Genomic DNA, 24,378 nt, shown 5'->3' on the forward strand with positions numbered 1-24,378 from the left:
GATTAGGAGTGATCGACATGGGATTTTTGAGTGTCATTCGACGCTGGGCATTGCGTGACAAAATGCCAATCAGGGAGATTGCCCGGCGGACGGGTTTGTCTCGGAACACGATCAAGAAGTATCTGCGTGAAGGTGCGGTGGAACCGCAGTTCAAGACGCCCAAGCGTCCAAGCAAGCTGGACCCCTACGCGGATCGGCTGTCAGCCTGGCTTTTAATCCAGACGCGGAAGTCACGCAAAGAGCGGCGGACAGTGAAGCAAATGCATGCTGATCTTGTGAAGCTGGGATATAATGGTTCCTATGAACGCGTGGCAGCTTTCGCCCGGGCATGGCGTGAAGATCGGCATCGAGCGGAACAGACGACGGGGCGCGGCACCTACGTGCCTTTGGTGTTCGCGCCCGGCGAAGCCTTCCAATTCGATTGGAGCGAGGACTGGGCCAACATCGGCGGTGAGCGCGTCAAACTTCAGGTCGCTCATATCAAGCTATCGCACAGCCGCGCTTTCTTGGTGCGGGCCTACCCGCTGCAAACGCACGAGATGCTGTTTGACGCCCACTGGCATGCATTCCGCGTGTTCGGCGGTGTGCCTGGTCGCGGGATCTATGACAATATGAAGACCGCCGTTGATCGTGTGGGCAAAGGCAAGCAGCGGGACGTCAATGCACGCTTCAAGGCTATGGCCAGCCACTACGTGTTTGAGCCCGAGTTCTGCAATCCGGCGGCCGGTTGGGAGAAAGGCCAGGTTGAGAAGAACGTGCAGGATGCGCGCAACCGCATGTGGCAGGTCATGCCGGTCTGCGCCGATCTGGCAGAGCTGAACCAATGGCTTGAAGATCGCTGTATCGCCCTTTGGACAGAGACGCCGCACAAGGCTTTGCCGGGGTCCATCGCTGACGTGTGGGAGGCCGAGAAGCCTACGCTGATGGCACTGCCGCCGGCATTCGATGGCTTTATCGAACACAGTAAGCGTGTGTCACCCACATGCCTGATCACTTTCGAACGCAATCGCTACAGCGTTCCCGCCAGCTTTGCGAACCGCCGTGTCAGTTTGCATGTCTATCCCGAACGGCTGATCGTGGTCGCTGAAGGGCAAACGGTTTGCAAGCATGCGCGGATCATCGAGCGGTCTCATCGCAAGCCCGGCAAGGTCATCTATGACTGGCGCCACTATCTCGCTGTTATCCAACGCAAACCGGGCGCACTTCGGAATGGTGCGCCGTTCACGGAGATGCCGGATGCCTTCCGTCAATTGCAGGATCACATGCTGCGTAAAGAAGGCGGTGACCGAGAGATGGTCGACATTCTGTCTTTGGTCCTTCAGCACAACGAAGAGGACGTTTTGTGTGCAGTGGAGCTGGCACTTGAAGCAGGCGTCCCCACCAAGACGCACATCCTGAACCTGTTGCATCGATTGATCGACCGCAGACCGACAGATCACCCCGAGGTCGATCCGCCGGACGCACTGGCATTGCAGACAACGCCAGTGGCCAACGTCGGTCGCTATGACGGGTTGCGACAGACTGAGGAGAAGCGCCATGCGTCATGACCCAGCAGGAGCCTCTATCGTCATCATGCTGCGCAGTCTTAAGCTCTATGGCATGGCAAATGCGATTGAAGACTTGGTCGCCCAGGGCGCGCCAGCGTTCGAAGCTGCCACACCAATGCTGTCACAGCTGCTCAAGGCCGAGATCGCCGAACGCGAGGTACGGTCCATCGCCTACCACACGAAGGTCGCCCGCTTCCCCGCATACAAGGATCTGACGGGCTTCGACTTTGCATCGAGTGAGATCAACGAAGCGACAGTGCGGCAGCTACACCGATGCGAGTTTATCGAAGCGGCCGAGAATGTCGTTTTGATCGGCGGTCCCGGAACGGGCAAGAGCCACACAGCCACAGCAATCGGCGTCCAAGCCATCGAACATCACCGGCGTAAGGTGCGCTTCTTCTCGACCGTGGAATTGGTCAACGCGCTGGAGCAGGTGTCGCGTTACCCTTAAATCGGTTCTGCCTCAATCTGTGTGGCGCAGTGGCAGCATTCGGGCTCTGAGGAGTTCTGGTCCGGCGCGACCGTACATGGCGCGCTTGAGGGTCTTCAGGCGATTGACTTGGCCCTCAGCCTGACCGTTGCTCCACGGAAGTTCGATGGCATTGCGCACGGCCTCGATGTCGCGGTGCAGCGTGCGGGCAAAGCGCATGATTGGTGGGATGCCAGTCTCAATGGCCAGGTCGATCCATGCGTCCAGCGGGGCGGACTGGTCGCCGCGCAAAATGCCCTGAAACCGCATGGCAAGGCTCCGCATCGTGGCAAAGCTTGGCGATCCGGCCTTCAATGCATCTACCTTTTGGGCCTGGTCTGCGGTCAATTTGCGTCGCGGCTTGATACAGAGCGCCGCTGCGACAACCGGCGAAATGGCGTGACCGGTTTGCGGGTCCCGCACAGGCGCCAGGGGCAGCGGCGTGTCGGTCGGGCCTGCTAGAACGGTTTGTTCATCCCTTCGCCATCCGGCCAGCAGACGTTGCAAATGAGACAAGCTGCCCTCATAGCCATGGCGTTGAATTTCGACCAATAATTCCTGGCCGGACCGGATACCCTGTTTCCAGAGATCGGCCAGTATGCTCTCAAAATACCACGGCGACGTGGGCTTCAATGCAGCTCGGCGGCGGTCTGGTGGCGAGTCGGAGCTCAACCACTTCGCCACACTACGACGCGGGAAGCCGGTCCGACGTCCAATTTCGCTACAAGACAGCCCTTGATCACGAAGCGCATGGATGTTTCGGAAAATTTCCTCACGTGATTTCCGATGAGCAAGACGCGATCGCAGTAGATGATTGGCCGTGCTGATGTTTTCGGCATCTGACAATAGCGCCCGCCCGGTGGCGCGGCCATGCATATTCATCTGCTCTTCAATGGCCTGGCGCAGGTTCTGGACGAGATGGAAACGGTCTGCGACCTGCAGGGCTTGCGGTGCACCCTGACGTGCGGCCTTCGCATATCCGCCACAACGATCCCGACTGATGACTTCAATCTCAGGGTGCTGCCGCAGCCAGCTCGCACAGCTTTCAACGCTCCGATCCGGAAGAATATCAATTACGGTCTGCCGCTCGAGATCGACGATGATGGTTCCGTAAGTCTGCGACTTGCGCCAGCTCCAATCGTCGATGCCAATGACCGTTGGCGGCGGGGCGACGCTTTCCGCACACTTCTTGAGGTGTCGCAGCACCGTGTCATTGCTGACACCGACGCCTAAACGGCGCAAGAGCCGCTCGGCAGGCCGTCCACCCGTGGCGTGCCCCAGATGAACTACAATGTCATCAGCACGCGAAGTTCGACGTGCAAATGGACGCGCAATTGACGAGGTGTAGTCCGAAAAAGTCCGCCGCGGGCACGTGGAAGCGCGACATCGCCACCTGCAGACCCAGAGTGCGATTGTTACCTTGTCGCCAAGTGCAGGTAAATCCTGTAGCCGCCTTTGCCGCCACCCGTGACGACGCCGAGAATGCAAACCACAATCTGGGCAGATGCCTCTGGGTGCCAAAACACCGGATACAAGCCACCCGCCGGAATCACGTCGCTTAACGCCTTGAACCGAAACGTCGCTCCCGGGCGACCAGTGCTTTTTTGAAATCACGACTATCCCTCCCGAATGTTCCAAGCTCAGGATAGTTGCGCCACACAAATTGAGGCAGAACCCAATTAAGGGCTACGCGACAGAAGTTCCCGAAGAAAACATAGGTTGGGCAACCTAATACAAGCCGTTACGTTTTTACCGAGTAGATCTCCACAGATCCCACATGAAACGTTGTGCCGAAGCTTCCCAGTATGGTGAAGTCAAAGCAATCAGGAATGAAAGCGTCGCCAGTATCGTCCAAACTACGGCAGAATTCCTTCCAACTGAACAGGGCCTGGGTCTGAGTATACGATACCAGGCCCAAACCAGCGCGAGGCCAACCACTACGAGGATCGGAAGACGATAGGCAATAAACGGTCCAAGTAGTGTTAGCCAGGCTCCGCCCAATCCTATGATTGACAGGCCAATAGGTAAAACGCAGCACGACGCACTAAGCAGGGCAAGCAACCCGATACCACCGATCAAAACACGGCTCGGCCCCTTGTCTTCCTTTGGCGGTATTTCTGCTTCTGATGTCATATGTTTTGATTTCATCCTTGAGCCACTTGGCCAGCTTTAGAGTAACGTTCACATGGTCGCCAATGCCGCAATCTCCAAGCGATACTAGCCCCGATCAAGCATACCCGCGATTGCAGATGCGAGTAGACTGCCCAAGAAATCGCCAACGCGCCTAACCAAATCGGGATACCCACCGGTTTGGGTATCTCAGGCATCTGCCTTTTTGCGCTGCAGGTTCCTGACCCACGCTATCCATCCGCTCACGACAAGTGCAGCGATTCCAAAAAACAAGATGAGCAACCCAGTTCCCGAGGATAGTAACATGCTTGCTCGTGAGGAAAATCCGACTACAGAATTTATAAGTTGGTCTGCCCATGAAGCTTCATCCAGGAAAAGCCTCCCCCAGTAGAGGGCGATATATAGGCCGGCCAAAAAGGTCATTGCTCCAGCCGTTCGTCGCAAGAGGCCGACGCGACCTTGTACAAGCGTGGATAAACCCGATCCAACCAGCGTTCCTCCCACTGCCACAAGTGTCAGCACTGCGGTCGCTCCGGCCAAATAGGCCAAAAATCCAGCCAATGAAATTTCGCTCTCCAAAAGAAAGGACAGCCCGGCAACCGACATAAACACTGGTAGCGTGCAGGAGATAGAGGCGAGTCCGTATGAAAGACCAAATCCGAACGCTCCGTAGCGCGTGCTGACCTTGCGACAGGTTTCAATGACGGGAAGCCCAGGAAGCCGGACCGACGCAATCCAGCTGATGCCGATCAGTGCCAACATCGCTCCCAGAACGACACCAATCCATGGCAACGCTGGACCAAGCCACTCGGACCCGGCGGCCAGAAGAACACCGGCAATCACAAAGATCAAGACGAACCCAAGCGATACCAGCCCTGCTGAAATTACCGCGCGGATTAGGCGCTCTCCTGCAGGACGACCTTCGTGCTCCGCCATTTCTCGGGCGAACCACGCGGGCAAAAGCGCAAAACCGCAGGGGTTGACCGTCGCAACCGCGCCGGCGGTGAATCCATAGATGACGAGGGAACTCATGACGCAGCCGTACTGGTTTGGGCATGCAGGAAAGGCCGAAAGACCGCAGCGCCCAGTTGCACACCCTGGGCCAGCGACAGGTCAAACCCCCGCGCGGATTGCGGCTGGGATCGTTTCCAGGTGTCCAGATGTTCGGGGCTGCAGAACAGCAGCATCGACTTGCATTGGCTGTCTGCGGCGCAGGATTCGACCGCCACGACCCCGGCCCAGACCCGAGGGTCGGATGTCGAGGCATTTTCGACTGTCAGGCCATCCGACGAAACGTTCAGGCAGACGCGGGCCCCGCAGGTTGGGCAGTTGCAGACGATCTCGGCAGGTTTGCGGACCATCGCAGGGGTGCCGAGCGCATCAACGGCACAGACGGCGTAGACTGTGACATCCCCCAAGCGAACCAGAAAATCGGTTGGGCTGGTCGAAAACGGATATGCGAGAGCGATCTCTCCGTTCCGGACATGCACGAGATCGCGCCGTGCCAGTTCGGCAAGTACCTCCGCGGAAAACTGCGACGCCGGGGGCGGCGCGCCGTTTGTCATATAAGACTGCAGGATTGTTAGATGCGCCTGCCTCGGCGCGCCCGAAAGACCATCCCAGCGCTCTGCAAATCTGGATTCGCTCATTAGCTCGGGCAGGATATTCCGGAGTACCGGGTCCTTAAAGACCGAAGTGTCTGGCAATATGCTTTCAGTGCTGTTCGTCACTGGTTTCTCCTTAAGTTCCACGTGTCTGAATTTCCTAGGCCTAACCAACGTCCGCAGTCGCAATTCTGACGACCGGTTTGGGAAGCCGAGACAATGCCGCCACCGATTGCTGGTATCCCGTCTCCAGCAGGGACGGCGTCCGGGAGAGGTTCAATATGCCCGGTTCGTCGTCAAAATCGGGGACAATCCGGACAATTTCCATCCGGCGCTGATGCAGCTTGAATTCGGCTCGATCTTTGCGCGCGAGGGCGATTTCGAAGGCGCGGCCAATGGTGCCGATCAGTCCGGATGGCGCCAATTTGCAGGGGTTTGAACATGCACAGTCGATCATCAATGCCCGCTGCGCCCCGGTCGCGGCCGCGCGTACCAGCGGCGCGTTTTCGGCGACGGCACCGTCGATGTGCGGATGCCCGCCCAACTCAACCGGCGGGAAGATGCCGGGAAGGCTGACGGAGGCAAGAAGCGGCGTTACGATGTCGCCTGACCCTTCCCAGTAACAGGCCTTGCCGGTGATCAGGTCAGTCGTGACGATGGTCAACGGGATGCGCAAGTCCTCGAACCGGCGAACGGGAAGCTTTCGTTCCAGCCACTGGCCGAAGGCGCCGAGCGACAGCAGGCCGGGTCGGGAGCGCGGGTGCAGAACCCAACTCCAATTTGGCCGCAGCATTTGTCGCAGCCGAACCGTTCGCCACAGATCAGAAAGGTCATCGACGGACATGCCACCCGCCAGAAACGCACCATTCACGGCACCGATCGAGGTTCCGAGGATCCGGTCGTACCCGATGCCAAGATCCGACAGTGCGCGGACGAATCCGACTTCCAGAGCCCCGTGGCCGCCGCCGCCACAGAGGACAAGCGCCGTGTCGCCGCAGGTCAAACAGACCCGGCTGGCGTCACCGTCAGGCAATGTCTCGGCGGTGTTCATGGGCATGCCCGCCTTCGTTCAGCGACCCACGGTTTGGTCTGTTCGAAAGCGTCCGCCGCACTAACCAGCCCGCCGCCAATACCAGAAGGAGCACGCCTCCGATTTTGGCCACTGGCTGATCTATCAGCGACAAAAAACCGCCAAGCGAAAACCCTCCGACAGCCAGAATGAGCCCGCCGCAACAGACCAGCTTGAGCCCGATCAGTGCCGCCAGAGTTTTCTTGCCACCAGTCTCATTCATCCCGTCACCCCGCGCAGCAACTGAGTTTGGCTACGTCCTTGTCGAAGGTCTGTGCGGCAAGTTTCAGCCCTTCTACGGTGGTCAGGTATGGGAAAATCGTTTCGCCAAGCGCCTTGGTGGTCATCCCGAACTTGAGCGCCATAGCCAGCGTTTGGATCGTGTCGGAGCCCTCGGGTGCCGCAATCTGGCCGCCCAGCAGGCGGTCGGTTTTGGCGTCAGCCACGAGCTTGATCACGCCGCGGGTGTCTCGTGCGGCGGCGGCACGTGGCACGTTGTCGAGTGTGATTACGCTTGTCTTGACCTCGTGCCCTGCAGCCTTCGCTTCCGCCTCCGACAGCCCAACACCGGCCACTTGCGGGTCGGTGAACACGACCCAGGGCATTGTGGCATTGTCATAGCGCATCTGCTGCAGTCCAAGGGCGTTGTTGATTGCCACTTTGGCGCCGTAGGCCGCCATATAGACGAATTGGTCGCGGTCGGTGACATCCCCCGCTGCCCAAACACCGGGCAGCGTAGTGGCCATGTCTTCACCGATGGTGATGGACCCGCGCGCGTTGGTCTCGATACCCAGTTCTGCCAGCCCAAGGTTTTCGGTATTCGCCACACGGCCCGTGGTTGCCACCAAACGCTCTGCCGTGAGTGTCTCGACTTGGCCGTCACGCTCGATCGACAGAATGACACCGTCGTCGCCTTGCGACACCGAGCGATAGGTCAACCCGGTCTCCACCGATATGCCCTCCGCCCTCAGCGCATCGGTCAGGGCTTCTGCGACTTCTGGCTCTACTCCGGGCAAAAGACGCGAGCGAGTCACCAAAGTGACCTTCACGCCCAGTCGCGACGCCATTTGCGCAATTTCGCAACCGATATAACCACCGCCCAGCACCATGATGCTCTCAGGGCGGGTGGGCAGCGTTAGCATGCTGGTAGAATCTAGCGTTTCTACGGTTTCGATCCCGTCGATATTCGGCATATGCGGGCGCGAACCGGTGGCGACCAGTACGCGCGGTGCGGACAGGACACGTCCGCCGACCGCAACGCCGCCCTCGACCAACCGCGCCGCGCCTTCCTCTATATAGGTGACGTTGTCATAGGCGGGCAGCAAGGCGATATATTTCTTGTCCCGCATTTCCGCGACCAGATCGGCGGTGCCTTTCACCACGGTTGGCCAGTCCACGGCATGTTCACATGGCGAGATGCCGGGGAATCGGGCAGCGGATGCGCCACCGTGCACCGCTTCGGCGGCGCGGATCATCGCCTTGGACGGCACGCAACCGACGTTCACACAAGTTCCGCCGATTGTGCCGTCGCCAACGAGTGCAACCCGTTTTCCAGCCTCGGCGGCGGTGATGGAGGCGGAGAACCCGGCAGAGCCAGCACCCACGACAATGAGATCGTAATTGTCATCGCCGGTTTCACTGGGAGTGCAGCAGTCGTCTTTCGTTACAGTTTGGTCCATTTTCATTTCCTTTTCTTGACAACCGGTGCCGTCCTCGTGGACCGGTCAAATTTCGTTTCACACCATCGAACCGATGTCGGAGGCGTAACTGGGATAAGCGAAAATCATCGCCTTGATCTGATTTGCGGTCTGCCCGGCACCCATAGCCATGGCAAAAAGATTGATCTGCTCCTCGGCTCCTGGTCCGATCAGGTGCGCGCCGAGTATTTGCCCGCTGCCCCGTTCGACAAGAACCTTGTAGGCGGTCCGCTTCGCGCCGACGCGCAGCGACGAATACCAGCCCTCGGTCTTCTCGAAATGCGTGTCGAACGTCAGACCCCGTTCCCTGGCTGCCGCTTCCGACAAGCCTAGGGTGGCAACCATCGGCAGGGTGAAGACAACCGACGGGATCGGCGGGTATTTGACCTTGCGCGCGTCTTTACCGGCGAGCAGGTTCTTGCCCGCGACGCGTCCCTCTGCCGCCGAGACCGGGGTCAGATTCAGCCCGCTGTCGGCGCAATCGCCGGCGGCGAAGATCGCCGGATTGCTGGTGCGCATTGCGGTGTTCACCTTGATGCCACGGCGTGTGTATTCGACGCCGGCAGCCTCAAGATTCAGTCGGTCGATATTGGGCACCCGGCCTGTGCCATGCACCACCAGATCGCAAGTCACGGTTTCGGTGCCGTCGGGACGCTCCACGGTGACCAAAAATTCGTCGCCCTGCTTTTCAATTTTTGCCACCTTCGCCTTAGTGCGCAGATCGACGCCCAGCTCTTCGGTCGCCTCGACAAGCATTGCGACCAGGTCGGGATCGAAAGGACCCAAGGGGCGGTCCATCATCTCCAGCACAGTGACTTCGCTTGCGCCAGAGCGTTTGGCGATATGCGCGAATTCCATGGCAATGAAGCCGCCGCCGACAAAGGCGATGCGGTTCGGTCGCTCAGGCAGTTCCAGGAATTCGGTACTGGTGGCAAGATACTCCTCGCCTGGGATGTTCAGCGTCATCGGCCGGGCACCTGTGGCGATATGAAAATACTTCGCCCTCAGGGTCTCGCCGTTCAACTCGATCGTATCGGGACCGGTAAACCGTGCCTGCCCGTGCAAGACGTCGATCCCCGCCTTTTCCAGCCCGGCTTCGATGCGTAGTGGCATAGAGTCGGTGAAGGTGCGTTTGAAAGCGGTCATGTCGGGCCAGTTGACCGCAGGTTGCGCCTCCAGGCCCTTGCCTTTCATGTTTTCCGCCCACTCGACGCCCTCGGTGACCGCGATCAGCATCTTCTTGGGGTCGCAGCCCCGCAATGCGCAGGTGCCGCCATGGGGCTCGCTGTCGATGCTGGCGACGCTCCATCCGGCGTTCGCCGTCATCCGGGCGACACCATTGCCGCCAGTTCCACCGCCGATGACGATAAGGTCGTAACTACTCTTCATATTCTGCTTACCTACCTGGCTTTCGTCTTAGGCTTCATTCGGGCGGACGGCGGCCTGCGGGCGTTTTGCAAGCAGGTATACAATCGCGGCAACCGCGATCAGGGGCGTTGCCATGGAGATGAGGCCGGCGAACAAGCCAAAAAATCCGAATGAGCAGCACCCCATCATCTGCGGTGCCATTGGCATCATTTCATTTGCAGAATTCATCATATGTCAGTTCCTTTGAGATGCCGAATTGCGGGCGCTTTTCCGCCAAAGTGCGTAAATTGTCAGTAGGATGAAGATCCCCAATGCGGGGAACAACACAGCGTCCAGGTATCCCACAACTGCAGCCAGGCCGACCGCGCCGAAAAGGACCACCAAGACAGGTGTGAAGCAGCACAGTGCAGCGACGATCGTGCCGATCACGCCAACCTTTAGGAGAGTATTGGGGGATTTGTCGTCTGAACTCATGAACTTTCCAATTCTGTTTCTACCGAACATCGGGTCCGGCGGCGAATTACTTGCCTGATTGCATAGGCGACTACGAGGCCGACGCCTACCGCGGCGACCAAACCTCCGCCGCCGAGCCAGGTGCCGAGAGCACTCATCGCGCCGGATCCGAGAAGAAAGGCTCCACCACCGCCGCAGCAACCGCCGAACACCACGGGAAAGGCGACCACCCCGGCAACCTTGCCGATTGCCGACCAGGCCGACATCCTACCGGTGTCCGATATCGGCGGAGCCGGGCGCGACCTTGGCTTTGGGAAGGCAGCAGGTCTCGTCCTGCGCGCCATCGGCCTTTGCGGCGCGGTGCCGACGGATCTCCCGAACCAGCAGCACTGCACCGAAGGCAGCGACCACCGTGGCGATGCCGCCGAGCCCGGTCAGCCACCCGCCTATGCCGCCGAGAATGGCAGCAAGGATGACACCGCCGCCACCGCAACAGATCACCATGATCGGCGCGGCAATGATGAAGGCCAGAAGACCCCCCATGTGCTTGTCATCCATGGCCCTCGCCCTCCTTCAACCCTCAGGAGTCGCCTGACTGAAGCACTTCAGCTGGATAGCCGTTGGCAAGAACCGCGTTGATGATCATATCGGGACTGGCCGCCTGATCGTCGTAAGCGACCACATAGATGCCTTCCCCCCACGTCTCCCCCTCAAGGAAGTCGACGATTTCGACCGTTGGCACCCCACGCATCGCCGCCGCCACCGTGAAGGAGCAGGACGGGCAGGTCAGTTCGCCAACACCAACATTGATGCGCTGTTCATCTGCGGTGGCCGGGATTGCTGCGAACATTCCAAGCGTCGCAAGAACGAGGTGAAGATTTTTCATGGTTTAAGCCTTTCAGTAGGACAGGAAGTATGGGGTGAGATAGGGGAAGATCATCGCGACGGCGACGATGGCGGTTGCAATCCAAAGAATGGATCGCATGAATGTTCGGTTCATGGGCCGCGCGCAGGTTCCATCGGCACATGATTCGGCCGGTATCGGGCGGTAGGCCTTGTAAAAGCCGTAGCCGATGAACGCGGCGCTCAGCGCGAAGGTGATCCACTTGTATTGGTAGAGGGCGCCCAACTGGGCGATGAACACGCCGGTGACGCCGAAGCTCACCAGCACCAGCGGCAGGATGCAGCACGAGGTCATCGCCAGCGCGCCCAGCACCCCCAGACCGGTTGTTGCCCATGCCTTTTTATCGGCACCCGGCGTTTCGTCGAATGCCGTCTCCCGGCCTGTAGATGTGGTTTCAGTCATAATTCGAATCGTCCTTGCCTCATTGATGTTTTCAAACTAGTGTCTGTAGTTGGTACAGGCTCAAGGGGGTAATTTTGAAAAAACATCATAAACCTGTGAAGATCATTCGGCGCGGAGAATTGGCGCAGATGACAGGATGTAACCTGGAGACCATTCGTTATTACGAGAACATAGGCGTCATGCCTGAGCCGCCACGCTCCAGCAAAAACTACCGCGTCTACGATGACAGTCATGTCACGCGGCTGCGCTTTATTATGCGTTCGCGTGAATTGGGGTTCACGCTGGAAGAGGTTCGCGATCTCTTGGCGCTTGTCGATGGAGGCGCTCAGACCTGTGGCGAAATGCAAGTTCTTGCAAATACGCATCTTACCTCGGTTCGCACCAAGATTGCCGATCTCAAGCGAATCGAGCACGTCTTGTCTTCTACCGTGGCGCAATGCACCGGCGACAACGTACCCGAGTGTCCCGTAATTGACGCGCTGACCGAAGTGGCATGAAAGACGTCACTTGAGAATGTCCACGCCAATTAACCAGACGGCCAGCGGAACCGGTGCCGTCGCTAGGATCACCGTAACCAAGATAGAGGGCAGTGAGAACAACCGGCTCAGCCCCGCAACCAGCAGTATTCCACCACCTCCACCAATCAAGCTATTGCCGGGCAGGTTGATCAACACGGCCAGCAGCACATAGCGATACCGCAATATCCATCGCCCAATCCACCGCGGCACCGCCGCATTGAGGTACTCTAGCCTCTCTTGACGGCTCATCACCTTCATCGCGTCTACAAAGGCGCAAGCGCGGTGGAGCCCCATTGTGTCCAAAAACTTGCACGGCAATGTTGTCGCGAAGGCCCACCCGATTGCGAAAGAAATCAACAATCCCGCTACAGTCGCAGCATGCACGAAGGGCGCGATCGCTGGTCCTTGCATGATGAGGAGTGCGATTCCGATTTCCACACCGGGGACAAATGGAATTGCCAGTAGCAAGGCGTAGACGACGAGGGCAGCAACGCCGAACCAGACCCCTGAAGACAATCCGGCATCAAGCTGTCCTTCGATAAGTTCGGTAAAACCCTTTCCAAGCAGGAAATTGAGCAGCAAGATTGCAGCAATCAGCACGGACCAGCGCAGCAAAGAAGTAAGCCGCGACGTCGACTTGGATGAATACTTCTCTGCAGATTCTTGCCCTTGGCTTTTGGTATCCGACTTGAAAGTCTCGTTCATCATCGCAACCACCTACGGCCCATGCGGCGCGAGGTTGGGTAACTTCGCATCGGGGCTGAGGTAGCGATCGAACCAGTCCCGGACCATGATCTGAACTTCAAGCTCGAATTCGGACATGCTGTGATCACCGCCTTCAAGCATAACGAGCCGGAAGGGCACGCGGCGGTCCAATAAAGTTTCTGATAGCCTTAGGGAGTCCGAAGGAGGCACACGCCAGTCTGCGGTGCCGTGCAGGATAAGAAGCGGAGTGGTCTACGGAAATTTATCGACGAGATTGAGTGCTGAGCGAGCATCGAGTTCAATCTCAAGCTCCGCACCTTGCCGGTCAATAGCTTCCGCATAGACCCGCATCATTTCCGGCCGGGCTTCCAATCCTGCCCGAAGATCAGTTGGTCCGGCCATCACGACGGCGGCGTGGATACGATTTGTTCTTGTCACGGTAAGATATGTCATCAAGCCGCCGCGGCTATGGCCCATCACCCCAATACGGTCCGCATCGACCGACTCTAGTCGATCCAACACATCAATCAGCGAAAGCACATCTCCGACATCTTCGCCTCCAAACCCATCGTGGCCAGGGGCTCCTGCGGTTCCCCGGTATTGGCTCGCCACCACAACAAACCCTTCCGCCGCCAAATCAACAAGTTGCAAAAAATCTAGATTAGGGGCGAGCATGCCGAATGTACCGTATCCGCCGCGATTGTAGATAATGGCCGGATGCGGACCAGGAGCGTTTGGTTCAAAAAGAAAACCGGCCACTGGCAGCCCGCCGCTATCGTATGTTATTTCCCGGATTCTCACGCGGGCCAAAGCATCGTTGTTGAGCAAAGGCAGCGTCTCGAGAACGTCGGCTCCAATCGACAGCGACACCTCCGTCGAAGTCAGGAGCGCTTGGGGCGCGTTTTGCTCGGTACCCTGCTGCGCAGACGCTGCTGTCGCCGAGGCTATCATAACAGACACGACAGAGCTGCGGCATACGGACCAAAGAGTTCGCCGATGTTTACGGTTGGTTGTTTCATATTGTTGCGTCAATGCTTTGCCAGATTTGATCAGTTCCGAATATCTCAATGGCAGTCCTACGGCCTGTAGTGAGTACAGAGTCAAGGGGTTCTCTTCGGGGGCCGGTTTGCGCAGTGTCCATCTGGTCGCGCTGATCAAGCCCTTACCCTTATTTTCAAATGCGAGCTGCTTCATAAGATGCAAAGATGGGCACTTCGCTGCCCACTCAACCCGTCAAGACCGCGCGTACATGTAATGTCAGGTAGGGACGGATTTGTCCCGCAAGGTGTAGGTTGCTATTGCCAGCATCGCCGTACGCTTCTTGAGCGACCGGTTCTTCTGCTGCTTGGCAGCATCAAATTTTTGGCAACTGCAGCATTTTTTCGCTTCAGGCGAGCGCAGCGAGAAGTTCGAATTCACAACTTGGGGCTCTCTGCCGTCGTTATCTGCGCGCAGAACGAATGGCTGTTTCCCGCAAGGCCGGGTTGGCGCCGGGTTTGTCAAAGCACCTAGATGTCGATCCGCCACATCCTAAAGCGCCGCTGCCCTGTCATCTCACGGATCAAGCCCCTTTCTTCCAGCCTGATCAGATTGCGTTGCACAGCAGCCCGGCTCGCACCGGTCAAGGCCTCGGCCATAGGAGCCGAGGCCAAAGGCCATTCCGTGAGGACTTTGCGCAAAGCTACAGGTGTACGACCCGACAGTTGCGCCATCGCGCTCTTCGCGCGAACGCCCCATTCTTCAATACCATCCAGGTGACGCATCGCAGTCAAAATGGCGCTGTCCATGCCATCTAGCCAGCGGTCCAACCGCTCTAACGGCAAGCCGGAGGCACGCAGCCCCCCTGCCCCACCCATGGCCAGCGGTGCAAAGATGGCACCGCTTCCGTCGCTGGCCGCGATCCTGGCAGCTGTGACGGCCGCTTCGATCTGGTCGCCGTGTTGCCCGAGACCCGCCATGCTCCAAAGGTGATATCCCATACAGGCGCGTGTAATTGGGTGCAGATCGGAAGCTGCCGTCATCACAGCTAGCCATCCGCGAGCGCGATCTTCGAAACGCTCGGCGCTGTCCTCGATGTTCTCGGGATCGCGGCGGTCAAGAAACGCTGCAAGATCGACCTTCGGGCCGGGACCACCTGTCAGGCGACGAACAGCCCACCCAATTCGGGCCAGCGCTTCCGGATCATCCTGCGCGCCAGACAATCGCATTGATATCCAAAGAGCGAGGCGGTCAGAACTCACCCGATCCCCTGCAAGCCAGCTGACGTCTGCCGCCTCGATCAGTGCCAGTCTGTTTCGCCAGCCATTCGGGCCACGCAGCAACCGGTCATCCAGCGCACCCAAGCGTCCAGCCACCTTTGCCAGCCGCGCAGAGTGAGCCCCCTCTGCCTTTGCCCAATCGTCGATGACCGCGGTATCAGGCGGTTCCGCCCGTGGCCCGGGAGGCAAATCATCCGGTCCCTCTTCGAGCGGCCCCGGCAGGAACCAGAGGTCGTCTTCGTGAGTCTCCTCATCCCCCTCGACAGTGATGAGGGGGTCGTCGAAATCATCAAGAAAAGTAGATGCTTGCGGCTTCATATATGCAAAATACTATTATTATGCACATTACCCAAGCAGTTTTATGGTCATTGCCCATGCTCTTTATGTAGTATGCGCGCGCGACCGCCGGCGGAACCTCTCAGATCGCGCTCAGCGCAAGGAAACCAAGGGATTGTGCGCCAGCACGACGAGAGAACACTTGCTTGCATTCGTTTACAAATGGTCGTTTATTGATGATACATAAAATTGCAAACGGCCCGTTTTCATGCCCCTGATAGGCTACGCCCGTGTTTCCACAGAGGATCAGACCCCCCTGCCCCAGTCTGAGGCCCTGCAGTCTGCGGGATGCGCCGAGATCTTTGAAGAGCACGCCTCGGGCGGCAATCGCGCGCGACCGGTGCTGGCACGCGTGCTCGAACGCGTCCAGAGCGGCGATACGCTGGTCGTTGTGCGGATCGACCGGCTTGCGCGATCTCTGTCGCACTTGCTGGAGGTGATCGAAAGACTGGAGGGAAAGGGGGCGTTCTTCCGCTCGCTCCAGGACCCGATCGACACTGCCTCGCCCCAGGGCAAGTTCACGTTGCAGGTTCTGGGCGCTGCGGCTGAGTTCGAACGCGCTCTGATCCGCGAGCGCACAAAGGCCGGGCTTGCCTCTGCGCGCGCCAAAGGGCGCGTAGGCGGCAACCCAGGGCTACGCGCCAAGGATCCCGCCGCGCTGCGCAAGGTGCGGCTGGCACGGCAGGACGGCTATATGGAACGCCTGAACGAGACCGCGCAGGATTGGGTGCCTCATGTGCGCCGCCTGCGCCCCGATATGGCTTGGGAAGACGTGCTGCGAATTATCAATGCCCCCCTGCCCCCAGATCACCATTGGACACAAGGCCGACTGCTCCGCGCTGTGAAGGCATATGTGCGCGACGGGTTCCTTCCTGCCGAGGTGCTTGGCCGCGCCGGACGCCGCGAAACCGATGACCGCCTGCCGGCCATCGTCGCAGCGATCAAAGGCGCGGACCCCGAAATCACGCTGCAGGCGATCTGCGATCGGCTAGAGTCGATGCGCGAACGGACCCCTCGAGGTCGTGCCAGCTGGCAGCCGTCTTCGGTCAAAATGTTGCTCGAACGAGCGGAGCGGCTTGGCCTAATTTCATCAGAATCGGCTCACTCCCAACTGTAACTAGCAGAGGCTCAAACAGCTGAATCTATCGCTCTAAACACCGTCAGAAGGTCAATTGTGCCATTGGTTGCATGGGTTTAGCCAATACCATCCAAACAATCCCCATGAATGGCTTGAAGCACGGTCTTTTGGATTTATCACCATAAAATCAACAACTTGCAGTTATCTTGATGTGACTGTACGTATTGGTGCTGTGGATAACTTTCACACTACATCTAGATTCTTCTTGCCGGACTCACTTGATCGTGGCATTCCCATTCTGACGGTAAAACGCGTCAGTCGCGCTGTACACCGTCAGAATGACCAAGAGCCTCAACAGAGGCCGAGAGTGGGCGGCAGGACATGGATGATCGTAACGTTGGATACGCGCAAGGCATAGGCTCTTCCGACATCGGAGCATTTGCCGACAATCTGGCTGAATCTTTGGATCGCCAGATGAAGATCGCTTTCGAGCCCGAAGAACGAAAGTCCCTGCGCCGATTCAGTTCTACCGAAGTTGCCAGCCTCCTGCGCGTTAGCACATCTAACCTGCGCAACCGGCACAAGGACGGCAGCTTCCCGGAAGTTCATACAGACAACCGCGGACACCGGTTCTACACAGCCCAAGAGATCGATAAGCTGCGCGACATTCTGGGGCGCACCGGAAAGAACGCAGAAAGCTACCGCCCCGGTCGACGTGAAGGCGATCGTCTCCAGGTGATATCTGTCGTCAATTTCAAAGGCGGATCGTCAAAAACAACAGCAACGATCCATCTTGCACAACGGTATGCTTTGCGAGGTTACCGAGTGTTGGTCTTGGATCTCGATCCGCAGGCAAGTTTGACCACCTTTTTCGGCTTTCGGCCAGAGCTCGAGTTCGCCGAAGGCGGCACAATCTATGATGCCCTGAGATATGAGGAACAAGTTCCGCTCTCAGCCGTCATCCAAAAAACCTACTTCCATAAGCTCGATATGGTCCCAGCGGGCCTGATGCTCTCGGAATACGAAACTGAGACGGCAAACGCCCTCGCCCGCCGGGTGCAACCCATATTTGCGGAGCGTCTTGCCTTAGCGCTTGAGGAAGTAGAGGCGAATTACGACATCGTTCTGATCGACTGCCCACCTCAACTTGGCTTTCTGACCCTAACGGCGTTGGCAGCCTCGACGGGACTCCTAGTAACGGTCGTGCCTGGCATGCTCGACATTGCTTCAATGAGCCAGTTCCTGAAACTTGCTTCGGAAACGGTAAAGGCTGTCGAAGAAGCCATTGGCAGGCGCGTTACATGGGACTTCGTAAAGTTCTTGATCACGAGATACGAGCCGTCGGACGGGCCTCAGACCCAGATGGCGGGCTACCTGAGATCGATCTTGGCCGGACAGGTCATGACTGAGCCAATGCTGAAATCTACAGCAATCTCGGACGCCGGTATGACCCAGCAAACCGTCTACGAAGTTGATCCGAGCCAATTCATTAGAAAAACGATTGATCGCGCTCTGACCAGCGTGAATGGCGTTGGAGATGAGTTGGAACAGACAATCCAAATGGCATGGGGGCGTCGCTGATGGCCCGAAATATCTTCAATCAGCCTCCAAAGGACGAGAAGGAGAGCGCGGCCCCCTCCCCTACCCCGCCAAAAGCAGCAAAACTGCCAGGATCTGTTGGCGGATTGCGCGACTCTTTGCGCGAGATTACCGCGAATTCGATCCGTGACATCGAGCCCGATCAGATTGACATGGATGGTCTGCGCGATCGGTTGGTGCTGGAGGATTCCAGTATTGATGAGTTGGCCGAAAGCATTCGCAAGCATGGGCAACAAGTACCAATTATGGTCCGTCCATCAGCGCAACCGGACAGATACCGTATCATCTACGGACGACGCAGGCTCGCAGCGATCCGCATGGTCGGCGGAACGGTCAAGGCGATCGTTCGAAGCCTGGATGACGACGCATCTCTGATCGCACAGGGCCAAGAGAACAACCTCCGACTAGACCCGTCTTTCATTGAGAAATCTCTTTTTATCAAAGAGATGCAGGAATCAGGTTACAAGCCAAACGTCATTCAGGATGCTCTCGGCTTGACACGGCAGGGCGTGTCCAATCATCGCGTCGTCATAGAGCAACTGCCAGAAGGGCTTGTACAGCTGATCGGGCCGGCACATGGCATCGGACGACGGCAATGGGGTGACCTGGCCGCTTTGTCGAAAAAGATAGATCTGGTGAACACAGCCAAAGAGGTGATCGCCGCCCTGCCCGACGACACTCCAAGCGCGGATAAGTTTCAGGCAGTCTACTCGGCTTGCTCGAACAAGGCGCGTAGCGACAAGAAGCAAGCCAACCGCAGCCTAACGTCCGTTGTCAAAGATGGGGACGGTAGCTCTGTGGGAACGCTGACAGTCGACCAGAAAACGATCGCTATCAAGATCACCAAGAAGGACAACCCAGAATTCGGCCAATGGATCGAAGAGCGCGCGGAGGCAGCGCTTTTGAAGCTCTTCGAACAGTGGCGGAATGAGAGCGGCTCTGGGTCCTAAGCCCCGAGCCACACAGAGTAACTCGAGCAGAGGAGAAAAGCGAAGACCAGAAAGAAAAGAGCCCCCCAAAGTTTCCCCTGGAGAGCCCTCATCATTCGATTAGCACTCATGATGTAGCAACCTCCAGCAAACCGGTCAAGAGTCACCGATTCGGTGGACGGGTTTTTATTGCCTTTTTCTGAGCGAAATCTCGGGAAGAGACTGGGAAGTTGTGGGCCGAACGGTCGTCGTGAAGAAACCATGGCATTTACAAAACTATCGATCAGAACCGCTGATGCTGATGCATCACGCGGCTCAATTTCTGCGGCTGAAACCGACATCTGGACCATCTTCAGGGCACTAAGAGATGCACGTAGCGTATTCGGTCTGCGTCCTGGCCATATCCAAACACTTCAAGCCATGCTCAGTTTCTTGAAGCCCGGCCATGGCGAAACGGTTTTCGCGTCCAACGACTCGATTTGCCAGCGCGTCGGCGGAATCGACGAACGGACACTCCGCAGGCACATCAACCGCTTCGTCGAACTCGGGTTCATCAAACGCAATGACAGCTCGAACAGAAAGCGCTACCGCGTTCGCTCATCCAGCGGGGAATGCATCAGCTATGGACTGTCTCTAACCCCCCTCCTCCAACGTGCGAGCGAGCTTATCGCCATCGCACATGAGATGGAAAATAACCGGCGGGATCGGATATTTGTCCGCAAACAGATCCTGACAAAGCTCGCCCATTTGGAAGAGCATGATCCCAGCAACACATTCATCAACCACGCACGGAGAGCTCTACGCAGGAAGCTGAGCCTTACCGAATACCACGCGCTGCTCGCCGACACGGACAAAGAATGCCAGACTTTGTATACCCCAGATAACCCACCAGAAACTGTGGAGTTGCCCGCCAATGACGGACAAACTGTCCGGCACCAATCTATGTCTGAAGAAGAAAAAAAAGATTTAGATAGCAACACAGGCAATGAAGCTCTGAAACCAGACTTGCTAACCTCAGTCTGCGATCAAGCGACATCGTTCTCCACAGAGAGACTTAGAGACTGGTTGGACATTGAAAACCATGCTCGAACTCTTGCACCCATGATGGGGATTCACCCAGAAACATTTGAGAAAGCCAAGAATGCAGTAGGAGCTCAGAAAGCGTCATGCGCGATCTTCATCATGCTACAACTTGGACAACGCATCAGGGATTTTGGAGCGTACTTTCACAGTATCACCTTGGGCCAACGTCAAGACCAGTTTGATCCAGTGGCTTTGATCAAGCGTCTATCCAAAACTGCTATGCAAACCGCCTAGTGTCCACCGCGGTGGACGTCTGGCCATCAACTAGTCCAATGACGCGCGGTCTCGCCACATGCATCAAAGCGACAGAGCCAAATTCCACTAGGGCGATACTACACAGTCAATCCATGTACCTCCGACCCGCCGATGTCCACCGCGGTGGACAGATCCGGCACCAAGTCTCACAACTCACATGCGCGACAGCCGCTTTTCGTCATCCACCACTTCCAAAGAACCCTTGTTGGCAGTCCAGGCCCACAGGACGATGTTGAAGTCCGTTGATGACGCACCTTCGCAAAGCTTTGGATCAGAAGCCCCGCAAACCGATCTGCTATAAGGGCGCGTGCTAGCTCCTGTGTCGGTACCAATTGGCCATCGAGCATCTTCATGCGCCATGCAGAGTCGGCAAGCATCGCCTCGGTCACACCATACCGTTCGAGCTTGTCCTGATCGCGGGTATCGAAAATAGGCCCAAGGTCGGCTTTGTAGGACACCAGGATCGTGGGTTGCAGGCTGCCTACCTGGTTGGCTTCTCTAAGAGCGGTCGCGGGATCCAGCGAGGTGTAGAGGGCAGGGGTGCCCTTGGCGTTAAAGCGCCCTCCATAGAGTTCAGCGCCTCGTCCGGACAGAGGTTCACGCGCATAGACCGGGTTCAGGGCGCGATAGAGTGGCCCTGTGTAGCGTCCATCTTTCAACGGCATCAGGCAAAGACGCCCGCATCGACCGCATCGATGTATTCCAGAACTTGCTGAGCTTTGCCTTCCTGCACCAGCTGCATGGCTGTCCGGCCATCAAAGCCGGGCAGGGGCTCTGACCGGTACCATGCATAGGCCATCAGTTCCGAGCCGAAGCGGGGCTCAACTTTGTTCAGCACCTCTACCAATTCGCGCAGGCGGCGCTGCGTCTTGTCCGAACCGATGCGGGCTCGCCTCTGCAACGCGTCTTTGCCCAAGCCGACGGTCAATGCGATCTCTTCTGCTGATGTGCGTAGCACCGCGGCGATCTTGCGCGGTTCGAATTGCCCAGCTTCAGCAAAGTTCGTGATGTGCATGATCTATGCTCCTACGGTGATACTGACGGTATATAGCGGCAACATCGCTGAAATTCAAGCTGACAGGAGGCGCTGCGCCTTCGTTTCCCGTGCTTATCCGTAACGCTGCAGTGCTCTGAACGAAGCAAATCCTGATCTTTGGGCCTGAGAGGTCACCGTTGGAGCGCTTTTGCCGATCGAGAACGTCAGATAAGCTATTGATAATATGAGAAAGACTGCAGCAGTCGGGCCGGAGTTGCCGATATGGCTTGCCGATCTTGGATCGAAACCGCCACTTACTGCATGCCGTCACTGGGGTCCGCGGTGGTGTCGGACCCTCGGCCGTTACCCCGGACCAGTTGGCTGCTGAAAAGTAAAAGTGTCCTTCGGGTTTTGTGACTGACGGATGAGGGCCTTTGGGGTCCCTCGGATGGGTCCGGACCGGATTCCGGTCTGTCTTTCCTAATGAAGGGCATTCTAATGGAAACAGGTGTCTTGCGCGTGCTCCGCACAACCGCCGCCTCCTGGTGGCGGCATAGAGAGCTGCGCAGAACTGGCCATACGGCGCTATCGCGGCAACTCGAGCGCGAGACCGTCCTGCGCGATCTTGGCTACCTCAGGCCGGCGGCATTATTGCCAAACGCGCATGTGATCTGCGGGGAGGGTGGGACGTTCCTTCATCTCGGCTGGACCACAGTGTCGACTTTCGCGCCGATCGAACGCTTTCCCCTTGGCCGCTCTTGCGGTCGCACGAGGGACCCCGTTCATCGATATCCGACCCGTCACCGATGTTATCGCATTCGCGAACTTGCCGCGGGTGGCGCGGGACAGATCTGTCGATCCTGACCTTTCAGGTGCCGGCAGGTGCGTCTCGCTGACCACCTACATCGACACGGTCGAGCGGCTCGGCGCGAGGATCGTCAACGATCCGCGGCCCCGTCAGTCAATCTGATCACCACTCCCTCTCACAAACATTCGAAAGGAGGCCAGCCATGGCCCGATCCCCCACGCCCAAATTCGATGCCTCCGAGGTCATCACAAACGAATCATCCGCATCATCGAGCGCGGCGTCCTGCCGTGGCGCAAGCCCTGGACCGCAGGCGGCAGCTCACGCCCCCTGCGCGTGGGCGGCGAACCCTACCAGGGGGTGAACAACTTCCTGCTGACGATGCGGACCGTGATGGCGGGCCACAGCTCTCCCTTCTGGATGACCTCTGCCTCAGGCCAATGCGTTGGACGCAAAGGTCCGCAAGGGCGAGAATCCTCTGTCGTCGTCTATTACGGCCAAAGCCGGAAAGACGCGGGCGGCGAGGACGACCGCAGCGATGGCGATGATCGCTCCGAGGAAGCCCGCATCTTCCGCTTCCAGAAATCCTACCGCGTGTTCAATGCCTGCCAGATCGATGGCCTGCCCGACAGCTTCTTCCCCAGACCGGAGCCCGCGCCCGAGCATCCGCCGTCCGAGCCCATCCCGCACATGCAGGCGTTTTTCGATGCCATCGACATCACGACCGTCTTCACGGGCACGGAGGCGTACTATTTGCCCCCCGTGGACAAGGTCTACATGCCATCCATCACGCGGTTCCAGGACCCGCGCAATTTCTACGGGGTCTGGGCGCATGAGCTGGCCCATGCCACGAAGGCCCGGCATCGACTGAACCGTGATTTCGGGTTCTCGAAGTTTGGCAACACCTCTTACGCGCGCGAGGAGATCGTCGCGGAATTGACCTCGGTGTTCCTGGGTCAGACGCTCGGCTTTACGGCGCATACGCTCGAGATGAATGCTGCCTACCTCCATAACTGGTTGCGCGTTCTTCGGTCGGACAAGGGTGCGATCTTCAAGCACGCCGCGGATGCGCAGCGCGCCTGTGATTACCTGATCGCCAGATCGGAGGCGGGCAGGGCAGGGGCCGAGCCAAGGCCGCCTGACCACAGGGAGAACGGAGACGCCCATGTCACGTAAGGAACCCAAGACGCTGCGGGTGGCCGGGCTCCGCCCGTTCTTGCCTCAAACTGTCCCCGGACAGTTTGCCGCTTCGCGGACCAGCGCGAACTCAAAGATGGCCGCCGCAAGATCATCACCTTCAAACGCGGTGCCTATTGGTGGAGCCCGTCCGAGGGCGCTTACCCGCTCTCGGCGGCACTCGAGAGCATCACGGACCAAGGCGGCTGGATCGAAACCATCCCCAACCCGAATTACAGACCCAAGCGATTGTTCGGTAGGGCCCCTTCTGCTTCTGTCCTGCCGCCAGGGGAAAAAGAAAAAGCTGGCTTTTGGAAGGTGTTTCAACTTCTCAAAGGAGCACCCCATGTCCATGACAGGACAACCCCAGACAGACCGCCCTGATCCGAGTGTGATCGCAGCGCAGAACGACGCGTTTCGCAAGCTCGCGTGCCTCGGTGTGCCAACCGCCCAGTCTATTCAGGGCGCATGCATGTCACCCGCTCAATTATGAATGCCGGTGACGGCTTCATGGCCGAGGCGGTGAAGGCCACGGGCATGTTCGAGACCTTCGAGCCCGAGAACGATCCCGAAGGATGGCATGATTTCGGCGGTCGAGGTCCGCGGCGAGACCGTGTTCTGGAAACTGGATTTGTACGAAGCGGATTCCGACTTCCGCTATGGCGCCGAGGCCCCGGACAATCCCGCACCACCATGCGCGTGCTGACCATCATGCTGGCGCGCGACTGGTAGGGCAGGGGACGCCTCCCCTGACATCTCAGACGATGAAGGCCCGCTGCCCCCAAAAAGGCAAAGCGGGCCTTTTGTCGTGGTGATCCCTGAAGACGGGGATTGGCCGCGCATCTGAATGCGCGGGCCGCTCCAAACCCACCGAAAAGGAAACGCCATGACCACAAGCTTCAAACCCGTCTCCGTCGCCATCGGCGATCTGGTCTCGCATCCCGCAAATGTGCGCAGCCACTCGCCGGAAACCTATGACCCCGAGAACATCGCGCATCTGAAGGCCAGCATCGCTGT

The 24,378-nt window shown here is 58.2% G+C and carries 23 protein-coding genes and 6 pseudogenes; 12 read left to right on the forward strand and 17 right to left on the reverse strand.

Going from position 1 to position 24,378, the window contains the following annotated elements; genetic code table 11:
- The first annotated feature begins 17 nt into the window (after positions 1–17).
- Both istA and INS80_RS00715 read left to right on the forward strand, forming a co-directional pair.
- Positions 18–1,547: an IS21 family transposase gene (gene istA, locus INS80_RS00710; RefSeq protein ID WP_110732346.1), complete on the forward strand. Its 1,530-nt coding sequence runs from the start codon at positions 18–20 to the stop codon at positions 1,545–1,547.
- Positions 1,537–1,980: pseudogene (locus tag INS80_RS00715) on the forward strand (ATP-binding protein); the annotation flags it as partial. The gene istA and the pseudogene INS80_RS00715, both read left to right, overlap by 11 nt.
- 30 nt (positions 1,981–2,010) lie before the next feature.
- On the opposite strand, the gene INS80_RS00720 reads toward INS80_RS00715, so the two are convergent.
- The 12 genes from INS80_RS00720 to INS80_RS00775 form a co-directional block, all read right to left on the reverse strand.
- Positions 2,011–3,630, reverse strand: coding sequence for an ISL3 family transposase (locus INS80_RS00720; RefSeq protein ID WP_420824325.1), 1,620 nt, complete (start codon positions 3,628–3,630; stop codon positions 2,011–2,013).
- Between the two features lie 705 nt (positions 3,631–4,335).
- Positions 4,336–5,178 (reverse strand): cytochrome c biogenesis CcdA family protein, encoded by an 843-nt coding sequence (locus tag INS80_RS00725; protein ID WP_192963718.1) that lies wholly within the window; start codon positions 5,176–5,178, stop codon positions 4,336–4,338.
- Entirely contained in the window at positions 5,175–5,876 is a 702-nt protein-coding gene (gene merB, locus INS80_RS00730; protein WP_192963719.1) for an organomercurial lyase, read from the reverse strand. Before merB ends, INS80_RS00725 begins: the two co-directional genes overlap by 4 nt.
- Before the next feature lie 40 nt (positions 5,877–5,916).
- Positions 5,917–6,807 carry a patatin-like phospholipase family protein gene (locus INS80_RS00735; RefSeq protein ID WP_192963720.1) on the reverse strand — a complete coding sequence of 297 codons (891 nt, stop codon included), beginning with the start codon at positions 6,805–6,807 and terminating at the stop codon, positions 5,917–5,919.
- Complete coding sequence (locus INS80_RS00740) at positions 6,776–7,042, reverse strand: hypothetical protein (RefSeq protein ID WP_192963721.1); 267 nt, start codon at positions 7,040–7,042, stop codon at positions 6,776–6,778. The genes INS80_RS00735 and INS80_RS00740 overlap by 32 nt, the downstream gene beginning before the upstream one ends.
- Positions 7,043–7,046: 4 nt before the next feature.
- Positions 7,047–8,504: a mercury(II) reductase gene (gene merA, locus INS80_RS00745; protein WP_423806104.1), complete on the reverse strand. Its 1,458-nt coding sequence runs from the start codon at positions 8,502–8,504 to the stop codon at positions 7,047–7,049.
- A 51-nt stretch (positions 8,505–8,555) separates the two neighbouring features.
- The gene (locus tag INS80_RS00750) at positions 8,556–9,905 is read right to left on the reverse strand and encodes a dihydrolipoyl dehydrogenase family protein (RefSeq protein ID WP_192963723.1); all 1,350 of its coding nucleotides are present in this window, start codon (positions 9,903–9,905) and stop codon (positions 8,556–8,558) included.
- A 27-nt stretch (positions 9,906–9,932) separates the two neighbouring features.
- On the reverse strand, positions 9,933–10,085 hold the full coding sequence (locus INS80_RS00755) for a hypothetical protein (RefSeq protein WP_192963724.1): 153 nt from the start codon (positions 10,083–10,085) through the stop codon (positions 9,933–9,935).
- A 33-nt stretch (positions 10,086–10,118) separates the two neighbouring features.
- Positions 10,119–10,358 carry a mercury resistance system transport protein MerF gene (merF, locus tag INS80_RS00760; RefSeq protein WP_192963725.1) on the reverse strand — a complete coding sequence of 80 codons (240 nt, stop codon included), beginning with the start codon at positions 10,356–10,358 and terminating at the stop codon, positions 10,119–10,121.
- A gap of 246 nt (positions 10,359–10,604) precedes the next feature.
- Positions 10,605–10,895 (reverse strand): mercuric ion transporter MerT, encoded by a 291-nt coding sequence (merT, locus tag INS80_RS00765; RefSeq protein WP_192963726.1) that lies wholly within the window; start codon positions 10,893–10,895, stop codon positions 10,605–10,607.
- A 22-nt stretch (positions 10,896–10,917) separates the two neighbouring features.
- The gene (locus INS80_RS00770) at positions 10,918–11,223 is read right to left on the reverse strand and encodes a heavy-metal-associated domain-containing protein (RefSeq protein ID WP_192963727.1); all 306 of its coding nucleotides are present in this window, start codon (positions 11,221–11,223) and stop codon (positions 10,918–10,920) included.
- Positions 11,224–11,235: 12 nt separating this feature from the next.
- Positions 11,236–11,643 carry a mercuric transporter MerT family protein gene (locus tag INS80_RS00775; RefSeq protein ID WP_192963728.1) on the reverse strand — a complete coding sequence of 136 codons (408 nt, stop codon included), beginning with the start codon at positions 11,641–11,643 and terminating at the stop codon, positions 11,236–11,238.
- Between the two features lie 95 nt (positions 11,644–11,738).
- Here INS80_RS00775 and INS80_RS00780 point away from each other — a divergent pair, with 95 nt between their 5' ends.
- The gene (locus tag INS80_RS00780; protein ID WP_278829616.1) at positions 11,739–12,140 is read left to right on the forward strand and encodes a MerR family transcriptional regulator; all 402 of its coding nucleotides are present in this window, start codon (positions 11,739–11,741) and stop codon (positions 12,138–12,140) included.
- Between the two features lie 6 nt (positions 12,141–12,146).
- On the opposite strand, the gene INS80_RS00785 is transcribed toward INS80_RS00780, so the two are convergent.
- The 3 genes and pseudogenes from INS80_RS00785 to INS80_RS00800 all read right to left on the reverse strand — a co-directional run bounded on the left by INS80_RS00785 (position 12,147) and on the right by INS80_RS00800 (position 15,442).
- Positions 12,147–12,869, reverse strand: a complete 723-nt coding sequence (locus INS80_RS00785; protein ID WP_226892499.1) for a hypothetical protein — start codon at positions 12,867–12,869, stop codon at positions 12,147–12,149.
- Positions 12,870–12,878: 9 nt separating this feature from the next.
- Positions 12,879–14,060 (reverse strand): annotated as a pseudogene (locus INS80_RS00795) (alpha/beta hydrolase family protein).
- 314 nt (positions 14,061–14,374) lie between these two features.
- Entirely contained in the window at positions 14,375–15,442 is a 1,068-nt protein-coding gene (locus INS80_RS00800; RefSeq protein ID WP_192963732.1) for a hypothetical protein, read from the reverse strand.
- A 226-nt stretch (positions 15,443–15,668) separates the two neighbouring features.
- On the opposite strand from INS80_RS00800, the gene INS80_RS00805 reads away from it, so the two are divergent.
- The 4 genes from INS80_RS00805 (at position 15,669) to repC (ending at position 20,383) form a co-directional block, all read left to right on the forward strand.
- On the forward strand, positions 15,669–16,577 hold the full coding sequence (locus INS80_RS00805; protein ID WP_043754160.1) for a recombinase family protein: 909 nt from the start codon (positions 15,669–15,671) through the stop codon (positions 16,575–16,577).
- 342 nt (positions 16,578–16,919) lie between these two features.
- On the forward strand, positions 16,920–18,119 hold the full coding sequence (gene repA, locus INS80_RS00810; RefSeq protein WP_043754158.1) for a plasmid partitioning protein RepA: 1,200 nt from the start codon (positions 16,920–16,922) through the stop codon (positions 18,117–18,119).
- Complete coding sequence (gene repB, locus INS80_RS00815) at positions 18,119–19,087, forward strand: plasmid partitioning protein RepB (RefSeq protein WP_223229246.1); 969 nt, start codon at positions 18,119–18,121, stop codon at positions 19,085–19,087. The genes repA and repB overlap by 1 nt, the downstream gene beginning before the upstream one ends.
- 240 nt (positions 19,088–19,327) lie before the next feature.
- Positions 19,328–20,383: a plasmid replication protein RepC gene (gene repC / locus INS80_RS00820; protein WP_085870099.1), complete on the forward strand. Its 1,056-nt coding sequence runs from the start codon at positions 19,328–19,330 to the stop codon at positions 20,381–20,383.
- A gap of 167 nt (positions 20,384–20,550) precedes the next feature.
- Here the strand turns inward: repC and INS80_RS00825 are convergent, their stop codons facing one another.
- Positions 20,551–21,069: an RES family NAD+ phosphorylase gene (locus tag INS80_RS00825; RefSeq protein ID WP_226892500.1), complete on the reverse strand. Its 519-nt coding sequence runs from the start codon at positions 21,067–21,069 to the stop codon at positions 20,551–20,553.
- Positions 21,069–21,419, reverse strand: coding sequence for an MbcA/ParS/Xre antitoxin family protein (locus tag INS80_RS00830; RefSeq protein WP_027264271.1), 351 nt, complete (start codon positions 21,417–21,419; stop codon positions 21,069–21,071). The genes INS80_RS00825 and INS80_RS00830 overlap by 1 nt, the downstream gene beginning before the upstream one ends.
- A gap of 444 nt (positions 21,420–21,863) precedes the next feature.
- Here INS80_RS00830 and INS80_RS19215 point away from each other — a divergent pair.
- The 5 genes and pseudogenes from INS80_RS19215 to INS80_RS19535 form a co-directional block, all read left to right on the forward strand.
- A pseudogene (locus tag INS80_RS19215) lies at positions 21,864–22,350 on the forward strand (hypothetical protein).
- 120 nt (positions 22,351–22,470) lie between these two features.
- Positions 22,471–23,361, forward strand: coding sequence for an ArdC family protein (locus INS80_RS00835; protein WP_226892512.1), 891 nt, complete (start codon positions 22,471–22,473; stop codon positions 23,359–23,361).
- Between the two features lie 93 nt (positions 23,362–23,454).
- Positions 23,455–23,619 (forward strand): annotated as a pseudogene (locus tag INS80_RS19435) (DUF6330 family protein); the annotation flags it as partial.
- 88 nt (positions 23,620–23,707) lie between these two features.
- Positions 23,708–24,093 (forward strand): annotated as a pseudogene (locus INS80_RS19440) (DUF3768 domain-containing protein).
- A gap of 154 nt (positions 24,094–24,247) precedes the next feature.
- Positions 24,248–24,378: pseudogene (locus INS80_RS19535) on the forward strand (DUF736 family protein); the annotation flags it as partial.

Source organism: Phycobacter azelaicus, from assembly GCF_014884385.1.
GTDB classification, from domain to species: domain Bacteria; phylum Pseudomonadota; class Alphaproteobacteria; order Rhodobacterales; family Rhodobacteraceae; genus Phycobacter; species Phycobacter azelaicus.

Coding starts and splice junctions, on each gene's coding strand:
- istA (WP_110732346.1), top strand. CDS start 18: ATGGGATTTTTGAGTGTCATTCGACGCTGGGCATTGCGTGACAAAATG.
- INS80_RS00725 (WP_192963718.1), bottom strand. CDS start 5,178: ATGAGTTCCCTCGTCATCTATGGATTCACCGCCGGCGCGGTTGCGACG.
- INS80_RS00735 (WP_192963720.1), bottom strand. CDS start 6,807: ATGCCCATGAACACCGCCGAGACATTGCCTGACGGTGACGCCAGCCGG.
- INS80_RS00740 (WP_192963721.1), bottom strand. CDS start 7,042: ATGAATGAGACTGGTGGCAAGAAAACTCTGGCGGCACTGATCGGGCTC.
- merA (WP_423806104.1), bottom strand. CDS start 8,504: ATGAAAATGGACCAAACTGTAACGAAAGACGACTGCTGCACTCCCAGT.
- INS80_RS00750 (WP_192963723.1), bottom strand. CDS start 9,905: ATGAAGAGTAGTTACGACCTTATCGTCATCGGCGGTGGAACTGGCGGC.
- INS80_RS00755 (WP_192963724.1), bottom strand. CDS start 10,085: ATGGCACCGCAGATGATGGGGTGCTGCTCATTCGGATTTTTTGGCTTG.
- merF (WP_192963725.1), bottom strand. CDS start 10,358: ATGAGTTCAGACGACAAATCCCCCAATACTCTCCTAAAGGTTGGCGTG.
- merT (WP_192963726.1), bottom strand. CDS start 10,895: ATGGATGACAAGCACATGGGGGGTCTTCTGGCCTTCATCATTGCCGCG.
- INS80_RS00770 (WP_192963727.1), bottom strand. CDS start 11,223: ATGAAAAATCTTCACCTCGTTCTTGCGACGCTTGGAATGTTCGCAGCA.
- INS80_RS00775 (WP_192963728.1), bottom strand. CDS start 11,643: ATGACTGAAACCACATCTACAGGCCGGGAGACGGCATTCGACGAAACG.
- INS80_RS00785 (WP_226892499.1), bottom strand. CDS start 12,869: ATGATGAACGAGACTTTCAAGTCGGATACCAAAAGCCAAGGGCAAGAA.
- INS80_RS00800 (WP_192963732.1), bottom strand. CDS start 15,442: ATGAAGCCGCAAGCATCTACTTTTCTTGATGATTTCGACGACCCCCTC.
- INS80_RS00805 (WP_043754160.1), top strand. CDS start 15,669: ATGCCCCTGATAGGCTACGCCCGTGTTTCCACAGAGGATCAGACCCCC.
- repA (WP_043754158.1), top strand. CDS start 16,920: ATGGATGATCGTAACGTTGGATACGCGCAAGGCATAGGCTCTTCCGAC.
- repB (WP_223229246.1), top strand. CDS start 18,119: ATGGCCCGAAATATCTTCAATCAGCCTCCAAAGGACGAGAAGGAGAGC.
- repC (WP_085870099.1), top strand. CDS start 19,328: ATGGCATTTACAAAACTATCGATCAGAACCGCTGATGCTGATGCATCA.
- INS80_RS00825 (WP_226892500.1), bottom strand. CDS start 21,069: ATGCCGTTGAAAGATGGACGCTACACAGGGCCACTCTATCGCGCCCTG.
- INS80_RS00830 (WP_027264271.1), bottom strand. CDS start 21,419: ATGCACATCACGAACTTTGCTGAAGCTGGGCAATTCGAACCGCGCAAG.